11 protein-coding genes and 2 pseudogenes are annotated in these 16,009 nt (G+C 58.5%); 8 read left to right on the top strand and 5 right to left on the bottom strand.

Annotation, left to right across the window (positions count from 1 at the left end; genetic code table 11):
* The first annotated feature begins 499 nt into the window (after positions 1-499).
* The 3 genes from BJG93_RS34900 to BJG93_RS34910 all read left to right on the top strand — a co-directional run bounded on the left by BJG93_RS34900 (position 500) and on the right by BJG93_RS34910 (position 4,415).
* Positions 500-1,267, top strand: a complete 768-nt coding sequence (locus BJG93_RS34900) for an ABC transporter substrate-binding protein (RefSeq protein ID WP_027193715.1) — start codon at positions 500-502, stop codon at positions 1,265-1,267.
* A gap of 213 nt (positions 1,268-1,480) precedes the next feature.
* Positions 1,481-2,884 (top strand): MmgE/PrpD family protein, encoded by a 1,404-nt coding sequence (locus BJG93_RS34905; protein WP_051374128.1) that lies wholly within the window; start codon positions 1,481-1,483, stop codon positions 2,882-2,884.
* 370 nt (positions 2,885-3,254) lie between these two features.
* Positions 3,255-4,415, top strand: a complete 1,161-nt coding sequence (locus BJG93_RS34910; protein WP_027193714.1) for an enolase C-terminal domain-like protein — start codon at positions 3,255-3,257, stop codon at positions 4,413-4,415.
* A 655-nt stretch (positions 4,416-5,070) separates the two neighbouring features.
* Here the strand turns inward: BJG93_RS34910 and BJG93_RS34915 are convergent.
* Positions 5,071-5,469 (bottom strand): porin family protein, encoded by a 399-nt coding sequence (locus BJG93_RS34915; RefSeq protein ID WP_154671658.1) that lies wholly within the window; start codon positions 5,467-5,469, stop codon positions 5,071-5,073.
* Positions 5,470-5,679: 210 nt separating this feature from the next.
* Between BJG93_RS34915 and BJG93_RS34920 the strand changes: the two genes are divergently transcribed.
* Together BJG93_RS34920 and BJG93_RS34925 are read left to right on the top strand one after the other, a co-directional pair.
* Positions 5,680-7,020, top strand: a complete 1,341-nt coding sequence (locus BJG93_RS34920) for an EAL domain-containing protein (protein ID WP_051374127.1) — start codon at positions 5,680-5,682, stop codon at positions 7,018-7,020.
* 14 nt (positions 7,021-7,034) lie between these two features.
* Complete coding sequence (locus tag BJG93_RS34925; protein WP_027193713.1) at positions 7,035-7,964, top strand: HTH-type transcriptional regulator ArgP; 930 nt, start codon at positions 7,035-7,037, stop codon at positions 7,962-7,964.
* A 295-nt stretch (positions 7,965-8,259) separates the two neighbouring features.
* Here BJG93_RS34925 and BJG93_RS34930 read toward each other — a convergent pair whose 3' ends face one another.
* Together BJG93_RS34930 and BJG93_RS34935 are read right to left on the bottom strand one after the other, a co-directional pair.
* The gene (locus BJG93_RS34930) at positions 8,260-9,498 is read right to left on the bottom strand and encodes an SLC5/6 family protein (protein ID WP_071336799.1); all 1,239 of its coding nucleotides are present in this window, start codon (positions 9,496-9,498) and stop codon (positions 8,260-8,262) included.
* Positions 9,485-10,360 carry a fatty acid desaturase family protein gene (locus BJG93_RS34935; protein ID WP_231337686.1) on the bottom strand — a complete coding sequence of 292 codons (876 nt, stop codon included), beginning with the start codon at positions 10,358-10,360 and terminating at the stop codon, positions 9,485-9,487. The genes BJG93_RS34930 and BJG93_RS34935 overlap by 14 nt, the downstream gene beginning before the upstream one ends.
* Before the next feature lie 421 nt (positions 10,361-10,781).
* Between BJG93_RS34935 and BJG93_RS34940 the strand changes: the two genes are divergently transcribed.
* Together BJG93_RS34940 and BJG93_RS34945 are read left to right on the top strand one after the other, a co-directional pair.
* The gene (locus BJG93_RS34940) at positions 10,782-11,447 is read left to right on the top strand and encodes an O-methyltransferase (RefSeq protein ID WP_071336786.1); all 666 of its coding nucleotides are present in this window, start codon (positions 10,782-10,784) and stop codon (positions 11,445-11,447) included.
* 123 nt (positions 11,448-11,570) lie between these two features.
* The gene (locus tag BJG93_RS34945) at positions 11,571-12,263 is read left to right on the top strand and encodes an alpha/beta fold hydrolase (RefSeq protein WP_231337687.1); all 693 of its coding nucleotides are present in this window, start codon (positions 11,571-11,573) and stop codon (positions 12,261-12,263) included.
* A gap of 93 nt (positions 12,264-12,356) precedes the next feature.
* On the opposite strand, the gene BJG93_RS34950 is transcribed toward BJG93_RS34945, so the two are convergent.
* Positions 12,357-12,902 carry a hypothetical protein gene (locus tag BJG93_RS34950; RefSeq protein ID WP_154677420.1) on the bottom strand — a complete coding sequence of 182 codons (546 nt, stop codon included), beginning with the start codon at positions 12,900-12,902 and terminating at the stop codon, positions 12,357-12,359.
* 189 nt (positions 12,903-13,091) lie between these two features.
* Positions 13,092-13,722 (bottom strand): annotated as a pseudogene (locus BJG93_RS34955) (LysE family translocator).
* A 500-nt stretch (positions 13,723-14,222) separates the two neighbouring features.
* Here BJG93_RS34955 and cysS point away from each other — a divergent pair.
* Positions 14,223-15,631, top strand: a pseudogene (cysS, locus tag BJG93_RS34960) (cysteine--tRNA ligase).
* Positions 15,632-16,009 lie beyond the last annotated feature (378 nt).

Raw genomic sequence — 16,009 nt, forward strand, 5'->3', positions numbered from 1 at the left:
GTAACGCTGGATGGTGACTTGACGGAAGTGACGGTGATCCCACAGTCGGTCGAGCGAGGAGTCCGGCGGACTTCGGCCAGGTGAGCGTTAACGGCCGCCGCCCGCCCATCGCTGGCCTATCTCAAATTCGCATAGTTGGCCCATTTATCCGCATTCCGAACCCATCTAACGAAGTGTACGATTTATGTGTAGGCGCTGGAGACCACGCGAGAGCCTGATAGATTAGGGCAAACGCGTCATTCTCTCGGCAGTTATTTTCGTTGCTTGCATTCAACTCCAGGGCATCTTCGCGATTGTTCCCATAGTTCGGATGGACGTCTGCTTCCGCTCCGGGTGTTGTAATCGGGGTGCCTTATCGGATTGGCGGGGAGGAGGCTTCTTGACCTTCGTTACGTCGCCGGGCGGCTAACACTGAGCCAAAAGTACTACCGAAAAGCCGTATGTTTTAAATGAATAGCTTAACCAATCACAAATTCGATCTATAAAGGAAGGGGCGGAGATGAGACAACTGGTAGCCTCCACTGTGCTTTGCTTGCTGGCGTCTTCTGCGTGCGCCGCAGATACTCTGCGCTTCGGCGTTGAGGCAGACTATCCGCCGTTTGAATATAAGCTGTCCAGCGGAGAATTGGCAGGTTTCGATATTGACCTTGGCAATGCCGTTTGCGCGAGACTGCAGGTCAAATGCAAATGGATTGAAAATTCGTTCGATGGCCTCATTCCCGCTCTTGAGGCGCGGAAATTTGACGCCATCAATTCGGCCATGTGGGACACAGAACAGCGCGAAAAAGCAATTGATTTCACATCCGTCATTTATGCGTCCCCGATCCGCCTGGTGGCGCGCTCGGAGAGTCACATCTTACCGGATGCAGAATCGCTCAAAGGTAAGCGCGTCGGTGTGCAACAAGGTGGAACGCAGCAATACTACGCGGAACAGAAGTGGGCGCCGGCTGGCGCTGTGGTCGTCACATATCCAAGTCAAAGCCAGGTATTCGCGGACTTGGCTGCCGGTCGAATTGATGCTGCCTTGCAATCGCAGCAAAGCGCGGAGGACAGTTTTCTGAAGAAGCCCGAAGGCAAAGGGTTTGCGCTGGTTGGCCCGCCACTGACCGATGAGAAGATATTCGGCCGCGGAGTTGCTTTCGGCGTCCGCAAGCAGGATCCGGAGCTCAAAGCTCGTCTTAACGAGGCTATCGCCTCCTTGAAACAGGATGGCACGCTTAGCAAGATTGCCAAAAAGTATTTTCAGTATCAGATCGTGACTCCCTGAAATTTCCCGCAAATTCCAACGTGGAGTTTCGCGTGCTTGGGACCAAAAGCGACTATTTATCGAGATTACTGCACACCCGCGCAACTTCTGCGGAGAGATCTCGCACAATGGAAGCAGGAACGATCTCATTGAGCAAAGCGAAGAAGGTTCGGGAGAGAAATCTCTAAGAGCCGTCCATGATACGAGGAAGGACCCTATGAAGAGGAAGCAGCTATGAAGTCGCCGGTGGCATGTCGGGACCCGCACACTACAGTCGTCGACCTGTTCGCATCCTATGTCGAAGAGGCTCGAGACAGGCCTGTTCCGCAACACGTTTCGGATGTCGCCATAATGCGTATTTTTGATCTCATGAGTGCGGCTGGAGCAGGCATCTATGAGCAGATCGCGGTCGTCACCCGCGACTTAGCTCTGGAAACCTTTCCGCCAGGGCGCGCACCGATCTGGTTCGCAGGCGCCGCCAGTTCCGTCATTGGAGCCGCTTGGGCGAACAGCGCAGCCGCTTCGGCGCTCGATCTTGACGACGGGGATGCAGTGGCGCGCGGCCATCTCGGAGCGGCGGTTATTCCCACCGCTTTCGCCGTGGCCCATGAAGTCGGCGCGACATTCGACGAAATCGTGCGAGCCATCGTTATCGGCTACCAAGTCGGTGCGACGATCGCTTCCGCGCGCACATCGTATGGTACGACCGGAACTTGGGCCCCCTATGCTGTAGTCGCGACAGCGGGCGCGCTCCGTGACATCGGCAGACGTGTATTGGCGCACGCACTTGCAATTGCGGGGGAAGCGGCGCCGAACTGCGCGTTTTTGAGTGCTCCTGCGCCCCATGACCCGCCCCCCGAAGGCAGTGACGTAAAGGAGGGGATTCCTTGGTCTGTCGTAACTGGCCTAAATGCCTTGGAGGCGGCTCAGAAGGGAATGACCGGACCACGAAATATTCTCGATAGTGTTCGTCATTACAAGTTTCCAGTTGATCTCGACGAAGTTATTCGTTCCGGTCCACGCATCAGGGATAGCTATTTCAAATTCTATTCCTGTTGCCGACACATCCATGGTCCGCTGGATGCGCTGCAGGAGTTAATGGCAAAGAACAAAATCAAAGCGCCAGATATTCAAGAAATTAAGGTCGAAATTTACGACGACGCAATGCGTCTTGAAAACAGGTGTGAGCCCCAAAATCTACCGGACATCCAATACAGCATCCCCTACTGTCTCGCACTCGTAGCTTTTTTCGGGCCGCAGGCCTTGCTGCCACTCAGTGGGGGGGCTCTGAACCGCGACGAGATATCTGCTCTCGCTCGAAAAGTTTTGCTGTCGTGTAGCGCAGATATTGAAGCGTTATATCCGCAGCAAACGCTATCGCGCGTGGCTATCACGTGTGGTAGCGGAACGTTTACCTCTGGAGATACTGCTCCGAAGGGCAAGGGCGAGCATGTCACCTGGCAGGAGCTCGAGTCGAAGTTCAAGACGGCGACACGCCTTGTCGCCCTTCCGGCACAGCAGAACAAGATCGTTGAGGCCGTACACCAAGCCCGGGCGGGGAATGCGTCAAGCTTGATGACCTGTCTCGCGGAGGTGAGATTTGACGAAGTGGACCAACGCACGAGCAACGAAACCTAGTTATCTCTAGTAGGAGAAGTATGAAGCCATCTACACCGGAAGATTAATGATGGGTTGGCGGATGTGGTTTGACCCGTTGAAACGACGTAGGATTTGGTTGCTTAGGCCGATTCGAATCATTTCCGGGAGATCAAATCGACCATGAAGTGGATCCAAAGCTTCCCGTACTGGGAATAATCACCTTTGCTGATATTTCGCAAAAGGCGATTGGCGCGGGCCACCCCACTTTCATGCGTGCTTTGGGCATCTGCCAATGAAACCGGCACTTCTACCAGGTGCTAAGCGCAGTAATTAAATATGATAGAAGAAACAGCGCCTGCGGATCTGCAGATGACTAATCTTCTGTCTGTGACCTTTTCCAGGAAATGTGATGCGAGATGGATCCGACGTTAATGCGATGGCACGGGTCGTCGCAGCCGAGGTGTTCGAAATTGAGGCGGCGCTTGTTACCCCATACAAGCTGTCCGAAGGAACACTGGTGTCAACACGCGCCGTATTGCTCAAACTGACGGACGCCGATGGCGTTGAGGGCTGGGGCGAGGCCAATCCTTACGATACCTTTACTGGAGGCACGGCCAGCGATGCTGCACGTGCCCTAAAGGAAACACTGCTGCCTGCAGTCATGGGATCTTCGGCTCCCACCCCCGGTTGCATCGACGAGGAACTCGATACACGGCTCGCCGGACACCTCAGCGCCAAAGGGGCCGTGACGATGGCTCTGCTCGATATACTCGGCAAGCGGCTCCGTGTCCCCGTTGCAACGCTACTGGGCGGGGCGCTGCGGGAGTCACTTCCAGTGCTTTGGCCGCTCAGCAATGGTACGCCCGAGGAAGACATCCGCGTGATCGACCAGCGGATTGAGCAAGGATTCTCAAGCTTCATGTTAAAGATGGGTACGTCGCCAATACGTAGCGAGATACAACGGGTGGCAGACCTAGAGGCGCGTTACGGGAGCCGTATAACGCTGATCGCCGACGCTAACGAAGGCTGGAACCGCGAGGAAGCTCGTGAGTTCCTGAAAGGAGTTAGTGGCTCCCGGCTTGCGTTCGTCGAACAGCCGTTGGAGAAGTCTGATCTGGAGGGAGCGGCGTCGTTGGCGAGGGACAGCAGGCTTGCGATCTCAGCGGACGAAGCGGTAGCTGGACTCTCGCATGCGGCGCGGATCGGAAGCGTCGGTGCCGCTAGTGTCTTTAGTGTTAAGAGCAGCAAAAATGGAGGCCCTTTGCGTGCTCAGCGCATTGCGGCAGTGGCCCAGGCGTTTGGGATTCGCTGCTACATGAATTCGATGATTGAATTCGGCGTCACGCAAGCCGCGTCACTGCAGCACGCCGTAACCATAGGGAATCTCGTCGACGTCGGCCATGCCTTTATGTCAACGTTACGCCTCGCCGAGGACCCGACCGATTTTTCTTCACTTGTGCGAAAGGGGGTAGTGCATCTTCCGGAAAGAGCGGGATTGGGCGTGGAGGTAGACGAGTCGCATGTGCGTCGGATGGCGGTAAGCGGATTTCATCTTCGCTCACCACAGTGAACTGCTACGGTCGCAGGTCGGCTGAAAAGCATGACGGAATGCGAGACCCAGGCCCGACTCCGGCCAGGCAGTATTCTGATTGAGGATAAAGCTACGGCTCATGCGAGAGGCTCGCGTGAGCGCGCCCCTTAATTCTGTGCCTGAGTGCAGTGCGGATTGCACGTCATGCGCTTTTAGGGCTTTTTATCACCGCCGCTACTCCTATCCGGCGAGCGTTATTCGCGTGAAACAGATTCGTGTTTGGCCCCGGTGCGCAGATCTTCGCCGCGGACCGGGTGCTGTCAGTCGGCGACTAAACAGAGTGCACTGAAGGGGCCTACAGCGCGTAACCAATCACAATGCTGTTCGGCAATCTTGCCGATGTATCCTGACGAGAGCGGGTCGGCTACATAGATATTCGAATATGAAATGCCAACGTTAGCCGAACCGAACGTGTAGGTTGCCCCGCGCCGAAGATACGAAGCCTGCCACCTAGAAAGGTTTCATCGGCGGCGGGATTGTTGCCGATTGCGTCGCCCGCAGTCAACGACTGGTTGTTTGCGTGTAGATACGCAGCCTCAGGGAGCAACCCACCGGCAACGATAATATGGGCAATACGTCGTTGTCGTACGGATGGGAGAAGATGCCGCCACCCGACGTATCATTTGACGTCGTTTCAGCAAGATAGCTGACGACAGAATCGTACTGTCGAGCGAGAGTAACTGTACCGAATCGGGTCTGATGCAATGCCGATCCACTCCTTAAGACCAAACATCAGGCCACCCGGATCGAGCTTGCCGTTGTTGGAATTGAAGCTGTAACTGGATACAGCCTTGAATCCGCCACCGAGATCCTCCGCTCCCATGAGGCCCCAGTGACACCCCTGAATGGTACCGCTCTGAAGCTCGAATATCTTACTACTACCGACACTATTTGAGAAATTGAAGCCTTCATCGATCAGGCTGAGACCTTTACAGTGGATGAGGAAGTTATGACGATTGTGGGAATGTCGTTGAGAAATATGGTGGAGGATTGGTTGGCGCCCGACCCGAAGAGAGGGTTTCGGGTCAGCCACTACGGACGATCCAGCAGGGGGCGATATGTGTGCGTCGTCGCAGACAATGGAAGCGGGTCGAAGGCGATGTTCTTTTTTCGACACCGAAACGGAAAATGGTGCATTTTCCCACCCGATACAGAGAGGCCTGCCATGCGCATCGCTGAAGTTTCGTATGCCCGAGGCGTGCAGCGAAAAGTACGTGTGGATGTTTAGCATACCGAGGTGGTTATGGAGCCGTCCGAAAATCCTGCTCATGAGCTGCCCAGATCCGCATCGATTCTGCCTGCCGGGCGGGAAGACGGTGATAGTAAGTGCGGCGCGCGGAAGGAGAGGTTCGATGATCAGCGACAGACGGAAGATCGTCCACGTTCTTACCAGTGGTCGATGCCCGCTCGAACCGACGCGCAGGCGGCGCCTGCCGGATTGGTCGGGGAGCTCTGCGTCGTCGCCACGATCGTAAACCTGCGCGAGATCGAGCAGGTTTATGGCGAGTCGACTGCGCTTGCCGTGCGGCATGCCGTCTATGAGCGGGCCCGGGCGCTCTCACGATCAGGGAGGGCTACCGTTGCAACAACCGGTGCGCATATCGTTTTTATCTTCGACCTTTCCTGCCTGTCCTACAAGGGCAACGCGTCGGAGGAGTTATGCGGGCCCATCATCGAGCACCGGGTAGGCAAGGTACTTGGCGCGCACGCCGTGCCACTGGGAGACGCGGTTATCATGCCTGTAGTACGCGCGTCAGCGATGCGCTCCGGGTATCAACCATTTCAGGATTTCATCGATGCGGCAAACCTGGCAACTGCGGGCCATCACTGGTGTGAGCGGTACAGGGCCGATATGGTGGTCGCAGCTGCCGTCTTCGCGGCACTCGAGGAGAAAAGGCTCGATTTCGATCGGGAACCCGTCCGCGCCGCCGGCGATTCGCAAGATGTGATGTATTACGAGCTACTGCTTTGCGAGATGAGGAACGGCCAGCGCATCCGTATCGGTAGTCTCGTGGGGGCTGTTGAGCGCCTGGGGATGGTGAGGCGACTCGACGAATGGGTCGTCGACTCGACGATCGCCGCATTGCGCCGCAATCCTGCGCTCCGACTCGGATGTAATGTGTCCGCGCATAGCGCCACACTCGATGCGTGGTGGACACCTATCGCTTCACAGTTGCATGCAGACAGATGCCTTGCTTCGAGGCTGACGATCGAGATTACGGAAACAGCCGCAATGACTTCGACGACAGAGGCGCGGAACTTCGTCAGGACGTTCCAGGCTCTCGGCTGCCAGATGGCACTGGATGACCTGGGGAAAGCCCACAACAATCTGATCGCCTTGATCGAGCTTGGCGTCGATATCGTCAAGATCGATCTGCGTTGCCTGAGACAGGGAGGCGGCACCCGAAATCCCCTGGGTCTGCGTCCGCTTATCCAGTTCGCGAAGACTTACGCGGCGAGCGTCATCGTCGAAGGCATCGAGACTGAGGACGACGCGCAACAGGCGCGGGAGTGCGGGGCGACGTGCCTCCAAGGCTATCTCTATTCAGGTCCCTCCGCACCAGACATTGTTGCGGAACGTTGACGAAACGCGCTTTCATGAAAGTGGGCGCGATGTTGAACATGATCGAGCTGGAGACGTTTGCCGCAGTGGTCGAACATCGCAGTTTCACGCAGGCGGCGGTCGCGCTGAATATCTCCTCTGCTGCAGCGACGCGCCGCGTGAAGCGGCTCGAACAGTCGATCGGGGCGCTGCTCCTGGTCCGCGAACCGACGGTGATGCCGACGAAAGCGGGCGAAGACGTGTTTCGTCATTTCATGGCGGTCCGGCTGCAGGAAGATGACCTGCTGCGGCGTGTCACGCCGGGGAGGGCGTTGACAACAGCGCTGGCCCTTGCCGTCAATGCCGATTCGCTTGCCACCTGGTTCGAGCCAGTCACGCGTGAGCTGGCGCAACACCATGTGGCGCTTGAGATCGTCGTGGACGATCAGGACCATACGCTCGAGGCACTGGCGCGCGGCGACGTCAAGGGCTTCCTGTCCACGCAACCGGAACCGGTTGTCGATCGTTTCGTGGCGGAGCCGGGCGGACAGATGCGCTATCAGTGTGTCGCCACACCCGGATTCGCCCGCGAACATTTCGCCGGTGGCCTGACCTTGCCGGGCGTGCTCGAGGCCAAAGCCATCCTGTTTGACCGGAAGGATGCCCTGCACGATGTGTTTTTCGGGTTGCATTTCGGGGTGACGATCGGCCGGTACCCCCGACACTATTTTCCTTCGCCAGCGGCGTTGCTCAATGCGATCCTGGACGACCTCGGTTACGGGCTGGTTCCCGCCATGCAGGCCGAACCGCTGATCAGTGGCGGCAGACTGGTTGCACTCGCCCCCGGGCATGACCTGATGATCGATCTTTACTGGCATCACTGGGAGCAGGAGCACGAGCCGCTCGCGACGATCAGCGCACTGGTCATGGCAGCGGCGCGGCGAAGCCTGGTTCAGCCGGTCTCGAGGGATGCGCGCGCGAGTTGACGGAGCATTGCGACGCGCCGACGCGATGCTTTGCGTCGACGCTTCCGGTCGCCGTTATCCTACCGCTCGTCGCCGGCATTTTTTAGGAGGCAGTAGACGCGATCAGGATGGTCGCGGCGCTGCCTGCGACTCGCGTGATCCAGGCAGTGATCGCGTCACTGTGAAAACTGCGATCACCCGCCACGTTGTGGGCCTCGGCTTGGCAGGCTTGTCGACCGTTTGATGGTGCCGGTTGGCCGCTACTTGGCTAACACGCAGAAGCACGATCGGGGCGGGTTCGGGTCGCCAGGCGATTCTATGGCCGCACGCGCCGGAGAAACGACGCGAACTGCCATGCGACCGGCACACAGGCGGAGGCGAGCAGCCCCGCCGGAAGCGGGAGCCAACCGGGCAGATTGCCGATACCGGTCCAGTTCATTGCCGAAACGAGCAGGGAAACGATGGCGCCAGACAGCAACATCGCTGATGCGCAGCGCGGGGGGACCTGTCGACCACTCTCGTGCAAGAGGAACAGCAACCCGACGGCCGCAACGTAGACGATGTTCAGCGAAACGATGGTCGACAGAATCGCCTGACCATCCGTCGCGATTGCGCAGCCAATGGCGACGATCAGCAGGCGCGACGCATAGCCGTAACGACCGTCACAGGCATGCAGGCCCTCAAGCGCCGATGACATCGCGCGCGTGATCGCGGTCCCTGATCCGAGAGCAGAAAGCAGGATGACGCCGATGCAAACCGATCCCATCGCCCCACTCGTTTGCAGCATGATCCACGGGATCGCGCTCGCGGTGTCCGTCAGGCCGGACAGCTTGCCGGCATGAAACGCTGCGACGACTGTTGCGGCCGGGAGAAACCCGGTCACCATGAGGAAGAGGCTCGCAAGTACGCAGCCGAGCCACCCGTCTCGCGGTCGGCGCGCTGAGACGACAAACTGTTGATAGTCCGATCCCGTGACGACCAGAAAGCCGACTGCCGCGATGGTCACCAGTGTTTCAGCGCCTGGCGCGGCGCGTGTCTCCTGGATGAAGGACGTCCACGCGTGAACGTACACGGTCAGGCCGTGCGATGCGACAAGCGCATGCAGGAGCGCGATGTTCATAGCCAGCAGGCAGCACGCGAAGAGCGCTGCGGCCATGCCGAGTTCGATGGAGGACATGACCAGCAGCGCCGCGGCGATCACCGCCAGTGCATGGGTTGCCGGCAGTCCCGTCGCGACTAGCACGGCGATACCGCCATGAATCTGGGCGGCCAGCACGCCAGACATCCAGACGAGCGAGAGCAGCGCGACGAGCTTGCGCACGACGGGACCGTAACGCTCGCCCAACACGTCCCAGATGAGTTCGCGTCCCCGCCAGAGCGTGGGTGCGGCCAGCGCGAGCGCGAGCATGCCCAGTGCGGTGACGATCGCATACAGACTGCCCGCCATACCGGCATGGAGTGCCATTTCGCCGGAGCCGAGCAGGAATGCAACACCGTAGCTTGCCGAGACCAGCAGTGCAGCCACGTGAACCGCCCCGAGATTACGCTGCAACATTGTCGCCTCCATGGACTTCCCATTCACGCACGGCTGCATCAGCGCCGGAAAAATACGCGTGGCAGACTCTGGCCGCGCCGGCGAAGACAGGCAATGCCAGCAGCTCGCGTTGCGCGTGTGCGAGGCGGTGATAGGGAATCGACGGCATCAGGTGATGCGTGAGGTGGTAGCCGTTGTTGCGCGGGTGAATGATCCGTCGCCATAGGCTGCGGGAAGAAACGTCGCGTGTGTAACCGAAGATCCCACCTTGCTCCAGACCAAAGTGGTCGCACAACTCACGAAACGTCGTGATCGCGTGAAAGACGGTGGCTCTCGCCAGCATCCATATGCCGAAGAAAAGGGCCGCCGCATGAACGCCCCATACAAGCGCCACGGCACCCAGTACGGCGGCCCACCATCCGACCATGCCGAAGCGCTGCATCCAGCTGAGCCTCGACAGATGCAGGTGTCCGAACGTCGAGCTCAACCAGGCCGCTGGCGCGAGCAGAACCTTGAAAAACGGTTGCCACCAGCGGTCGGCCGGATTCGGACGAACGGCGATGTAGTCAGGATCGCGCGCCGGGTCGCCCAGCCACGCATGATGGCGGGCGTGGAGCTCACGATACAGCGCAAGACTGTTGAAGAGCGCCGGTTCGATGAAGAGGCGTGCGAGGGCATCATTGAGGCGACATGAGCGGGCAAGATTGCGGTGCGCGGCGTCGTGCAGCAGGTTGCCGAGCGCACGCTGCCGGTTACCGACCCATGCAACGATCGCGGGCGACGACCACCATCCAAGGCGATGCAGGATCAGCATGGCGGCGGTGATACTCATCCAGTCGAATACGATATCGACGACGACATGGATTACGTCGGGCGATGTCATGGCATGGTGAATCGTGTCCCAATCTGGAAACGCGGAGCGATGACCTGATCCTCGAACGTCTGTCACGGACATTCGGTCACCTGTTCATCCGCGACTTCCGCTGGATTGCTCGCGCATCACACGCGCAGCGAAGTGGTGTCGCCTTTCAGGGTATCCGGGCAAGCGGCCCGGCACTGGGGAAAGGCGGTAGACGGCGTTAGCCGGCCCACTTGGAAAGTGTGGCATGTTCGGCCGTGTCCTCTTTAAAGGGAATTTGAATCGCCGCGTTGGATGCCCGCTTTTCTAACGTGCGACTACAGGGTCGAGTAGGGCCGATCGCATACGGCAGCAGTCGGCCATCAAGGGACACTCGACGGCATTGCCTACATCGTCGACAATCTCGAGGGATTTCTTCAAATGACATCTGCCGGGAGTGTTAAAGATGCAGTCTGCATGGACTCGTGTTGATGAATACATTGTCGATCGGCTTGTGCCTTCTGATTCTGCTTTGAAGAACGTCCTTTCCGCGAACACCGCTGCGAATCTGCCGCCGCATGATGTCGCGCCCAACCAAGGGAAACTGCTGCATATCTTCGCGCGAATGATTAGCGCGCGTCGCGTGCTCGAAATCGGGACCCTCGGTGGATATAGCACCATCTGGCTCGCTCGTGCATTGCCTGATGACGGCAAAGTCGTCACGCTTGAGGCAGATGCAGCACACGCCAAAATGGCGCGATCAAATATCGAAATGGCCGGGCTTGCCAGCGTCGTGGAACTGCATGTTGCTCCGGCACTGGAGAGTCTCGCAAAGCTTCCTGCTGAAGACCCCTTTGATCTCATTTTTCTTGACGCGGACAAACAGAATAATCCTGCATATCTTGGATGGGCACTCAGGCTGTCGCATTCCGGGACGGTCATCATCGGTGACAATGTTGTACGAGACGGAGCTATTACAGATGCTGACAGCATGGACCCGCGGGTGCAGGGTGTTCGCGGCTTCTTCGATATGATCGCCGATGAACCTCGCCTGACCGCCACTGCTCTGCAAACGGTTGGTAGCAAAGGGTGGGACGGCTTCACGATTGCGATCGTGAACGACCAATTCTGAGGCATCTAGATAAGCGCGGCCGGGCAATTTATGCCGACCGCGTCAGGCTCTGTCCGGCCACTTTCAGGCGTTCACACTCGTCCCTCAGTTAGACTATTCACCCACCAAAACCCGTGATTGAGCATGTCGCTGCCGATGATTTTCCTGCCCGCCATGCCCTGCGACGGAAGACTTTACGCCGATCAGCTTGACGGGCTAAAAGATCTCGTTTCACCCTCTGTCCAGGTGCTAGACCGGAAGACTTTCGGCGACAGTGCCGAAGCATTGTTAGCTTCCACATCCGGGAGCTTCATACTGGCGGGGACGGCCTATGGTGGATGCCTTGCAATGGAGGTACTGGCAAGGGCGCCTGAGCGAGTTAGCGGACTCTGGCTGATGAACTGTCAGCCAGGTACTCACCCGAACCCAAGCGTAGTCCGAGAGACCAGCCTCAGGATTCGTCGCGGCGAACACGAAGATGTCATCGCGGAGTTTGCAAATAACGCGATCCCTGCTGACGACATAGCTTCACGAGCGGCCTTCATCCGCATGGCGCGTGATACTGGCGCCGACACGTTCGCACGGCAGTCTGACGCAACGCTGACTCGCGCCGATCATTGGCAAACGCTGTCTACTGCCAGCAAGGTTCCAACGCTGCTGATATGGGGCGAGGCGGACCAGTTCGTTCCTGTCGAGGTCGGGACTCGCATCGCCAGGCTGATGCCACATGCCCGCTTTGAGTCGTTTCAGGGTTGCGGATACTTCCCGACACTAGAACGCCCAACTTTATGCACAAAGATAGCGCGCGATTGGCTGATGAGCTCGGTTATTTCTTGAGACCTGTTGGGACCCGGTAGACCACGTTCGTCGCGGCGAGACGTTTGAGACGGTCGTTCAATTTTTTGAGGCCAACAGGAACGGGTCGACGGCTCACATTTCGCCGGCGCAGAGATGCGGCTGTGAAAGGGCGAGCCACTCCCCGAGCGGTGTGAGACTTATTCCGGGTGAGACCGGACCACCGAAGGATTCGGAGACAAACGGCGCATCGTCCTCCGGGCGACGAACGACCTGAACAATGTGCGTGATGCCTCGTGGACGAGGATGGTTACTCGCCCAGGCAGGCTCTCCCATTTTCAGCCCAATGGCGGCGCAACGCGGGAGGCTGATGGCAGTGATCTCTTGCCCTTCAAGAATGAACTCCGTCCGGATCTCAATCTCGTGGATGATCCGTTCTGACCACGTCTGCACAGCCTGCATGTCGGCGGCCCCGAACACTGCGCGGCCAGCTGCGTCGTTTTCCGCTTGCATTGCTTTCGTGAGAAGCAATCCTGTCCATCCCGAGCAGTCGATGACCGGAGGGCTCGCCGATAGTCCTTCGGCTTTCACGCCTCGCTGGTATCCGGCGCGACCTGTATAAAGCTGTACCAGTCGCCACATCGTCGTTTCGGCCGTTTCGAATATCATGGGCGAATTCATTCCTGTCTCAGGATCAGTTATCCGTGGGAATTATGCACCGGCCGCCGCATGTGCATCGATTGATCGCTATGGCTCAACTGGCACCGATCGCGATAGGCAAGGTGCGGCCAGTTTGGGACATTCAATTGAGTCGCTTAGATCGTCGACAATTGCTGGGCCGTAGCGAAGCGCTCCTTTTCGTTTCGACGTTCACTTCCGGCTCGCGACAGCAAGTCTCGCCGCCAATCCGGCAAAAACTGGCGCAAGCAGGTATTGCGGGACTCGGGACTGGCGGCGTCGGCGTGCCCACCGCTCGCTAAGTTGACTTGCAGAAAGTATGACGACACCGTTCACAATCAGACCGATGAGGTTAAGCACGGTCGCAAGCGTCAAGATCTGAAAGGCGACTGCCCCATCTTGGGGTCGCACAAATTGCGGGAACAGCGCAAGGACGAACAACGCCATCTTCGGATTCAGCAAATTGGTCAGCAAGCCCTCACTGAAAATCTTTCGAATGGGAAAACGAGCTTCGCTTGCGGCGGGTGAAGTCGGTATGGGGAACGCGCGAAGGGTTTTCCAAGCAAGGTAGAGTAGGTAGGTGGCTCCGGCGAAACGGACGACATCTAGGCTATCGGAACTGCGAGAAACAACCGGGACAAGCCAAACGCTGCAAGCATTGCGTGACAATAGGTTCCAGCCAAAATTCCGGCAAGCGACGCAAAGCCAGCAGATCGCCCCTGAGCAACGCTTCTAGATGCTATGAGTAGCATATCCGGACCGGAGTCATCGTAAGCGCGATACAGGCCCCTGAAAAGAGTCCGAGAGTGGGAAGGCTAGGCATGAAGGGTCCCCTTTATGCGCATGGCGCAAAAGGGATCTCAGTTTATTGAACGCTTTTTATGGGTCAACCAATTTTGACCGGAGGGTTTCGGCGATGCTGTTGATCGGACTGCAACTGACCCGCAGCGCATGGATGTCCGTTCTGGAGAAATGCGGAGGACCGCTCCAGGTCGACTGCGGAAGCTCGGCACCACGGGAGGACCGCGGGTCACCGACCGACGACGAACTTCCGGGTTCGGCCACAAGCCGTCACTCGACAGTGGCTCTCGAAAGCGGCCGCTCACTGACATTGACCTACGGAGCGGCAGGCTCTAACATGCCTTTCATGCTCGCTTACGACCATTCCTCCTTCCGCGTTGTCCACGCATGCTGTCACGGCCTGCCAGGGGGAGCTTGCGTCTAGCGCGCCAATCTGCGTCACGTCCAAGCCTCAACTGGCCACCCGTTGCGAAACCGGTGGCCTTTTTGTTTTTCCGATCGCTCCACTACGCGAAAATTCCGATGCCACTTTTCCTGTATGACACCTGGTCGCGCGCCGTGCGCCCCTTCAAGCCGATACAACCCGATCACGTCGGCCTGTATTGCTGCGGGCCTACGGTGTACGACCACGCGCATATCGGCAATCTGCGGACCTACATGTTCGAAGACGTGCTCCGGCGCGTCCTGATGCTAAACGGCTACGCCGTGCAGCACGTCGTCAATATCACCGATGTTGGCCATCTGGTCTCCGATGCCGATGACGGCGAAGACAAGATGGAGAAAGGAAGCCGGCGAACGGGAGAGTCGGCATGGGCGATCGCCGAGCGTTATACAGAGGCTTTCCTGGCCGACTGGCGAGCGCTCAACTTGCTGGAGCCTTCGGTCTGGTGCCGCGCAACCGACCATATCGCGGATCAGGTTGCCTTCATTGTCACCCTTGAACGCGCCGGTTACACCTACCAGACCGCAGATGGCCTGTACTTCGACACCAGCAAGCAGGACGATTACGGCTTTCTGGCTCGCCTCGACCATGAGGGCCTGCAAGCCGGCAAGCGGGTTGCACTAGGCGAGAAAAAGCGCGCCACGGATTTCGCGCTATGGAAACTCAGCCCGGCTGATTCCCGGCGGCAGATGGAATGGGACAGCCCTTGGGGACGCGGCTTTCCCGGCTGGCACATCGAGTGCTCGGCGATGTCGGCCAGGTATCTGGGGTCCTGGTTCGATATCCACTGCGGAGGTGAAGACCACATCGCCGTGCATCACAGCAACGAAATCGCGCAGACGCAAGCCGCGCACGGTACCCGGCTCGCCAACTTCTGGATGCACGGCCATTTCCTTACACTGGACGCTACGAAAATGTCCAAGGCGGGCGGTGACTTCCTCCGCCTGCAGACACTGGTCGACCGCGGAGTCGATCCGCTGGCGTATCGCTACCTGTGCTTGACGGCGCACTATCGAAGCTCCCTGCGTTTCAACTGGGAAGCGCTTGAAGCCGCAAAGGTCGCGCTCGACCGGCTACGCAACGTCTATTCGAGTTGGCCCACCGGTGGTACGGCGGATGAGCGTTTTGTCGCCCGGTTCAACGCTGAGGTCAATCAGGATCTGAATCTGCCGCGCGCACTAGCCGTGCTGTGGGATCTGGTGAGGAGCGATTGCCCCCGGCCACGCGACGGGCCACCGTTGACAGCTTCGATTCGGTACTTGGGTTACGACTGCCCGATTGGCAGCCGGACAAGCTGGATATCCCGGCAGACATTGCTGCCTTGGCCGAGCAGCGCGAGAAGGCGCGCGCCAACAGGGATTGGGACCAAGCCGACCACCTACGTGACACATTGAGAGCCTTGGGATGGCAAATCGAAGACGGTGAGCGCGGGCTACGACTAACCCGGACTGTCAAAGAAATGACGAGACTTGGGGATGGCTGCCGGTGATGCTCGAAAGACTGGCGGCTGTGCGTCCTATGCGCTATGCGGGGCGCACAACCGCAGGCGAGATGGCACCGGCCCGGCGCGACCGGTTGAACGTCTGCTTCGCGTGCGATCGACGGGCAGCTTGGGGTCGGGAAGACTCGTTCATTGACAGGGAAAAGTGCCATTCGCCGACGCCGGCTTGCGAATGGCCGCAAACCTGTGGCCGACGCACCTCCGCCTGTCGCCGAAGGTCAGGTATGGCCGACAAGCAACGCTCTGCATCGCGAATCGAATGGCCGTTTCCAAGGTATCGGCAACAGCTGGCTCAGAGTCGACTTCAACCGATCTTCCCACGCGAAACGAAAACCAATCCGGCCTCCTTCATCCCGCGCGATTATC

This window comes from Paraburkholderia sprentiae WSM5005 (genome assembly GCF_001865575.2).
Lineage (GTDB): Bacteria > Pseudomonadota > Gammaproteobacteria > Burkholderiales > Burkholderiaceae > Paraburkholderia > Paraburkholderia sprentiae.

Excerpts from the sequence above, each read along its gene's own strand:
- BJG93_RS34900 (WP_027193715.1), top strand. The coding sequence starts at position 500 with ATGAGACAACTGGTAGCCTCCACTGTGCTTTGCTTGCTGGCGTCTTCT.
- BJG93_RS34905 (WP_051374128.1), top strand. The coding sequence starts at position 1,481 with ATGAAGTCGCCGGTGGCATGTCGGGACCCGCACACTACAGTCGTCGAC.
- BJG93_RS34910 (WP_027193714.1), top strand. The coding sequence starts at position 3,255 with ATGCGAGATGGATCCGACGTTAATGCGATGGCACGGGTCGTCGCAGCC.
- BJG93_RS34920 (WP_051374127.1), top strand. The coding sequence starts at position 5,680 with ATGGAGCCGTCCGAAAATCCTGCTCATGAGCTGCCCAGATCCGCATCG.
- BJG93_RS34925 (WP_027193713.1), top strand. The coding sequence starts at position 7,035 with ATGAAAGTGGGCGCGATGTTGAACATGATCGAGCTGGAGACGTTTGCC.
- BJG93_RS34930 (WP_071336799.1), bottom strand. The coding sequence starts at position 9,498 with ATGTTGCAGCGTAATCTCGGGGCGGTTCACGTGGCTGCACTGCTGGTC.
- BJG93_RS34935 (WP_231337686.1), bottom strand. The coding sequence starts at position 10,360 with ATGACATCGCCCGACGTAATCCATGTCGTCGTCGATATCGTATTCGAC.
- BJG93_RS34940 (WP_071336786.1), top strand. The coding sequence starts at position 10,782 with ATGCAGTCTGCATGGACTCGTGTTGATGAATACATTGTCGATCGGCTT.
- BJG93_RS34945 (WP_231337687.1), top strand. The coding sequence starts at position 11,571 with ATGTCGCTGCCGATGATTTTCCTGCCCGCCATGCCCTGCGACGGAAGA.
- BJG93_RS34950 (WP_154677420.1), bottom strand. The coding sequence starts at position 12,902 with ATGAATTCGCCCATGATATTCGAAACGGCCGAAACGACGATGTGGCGA.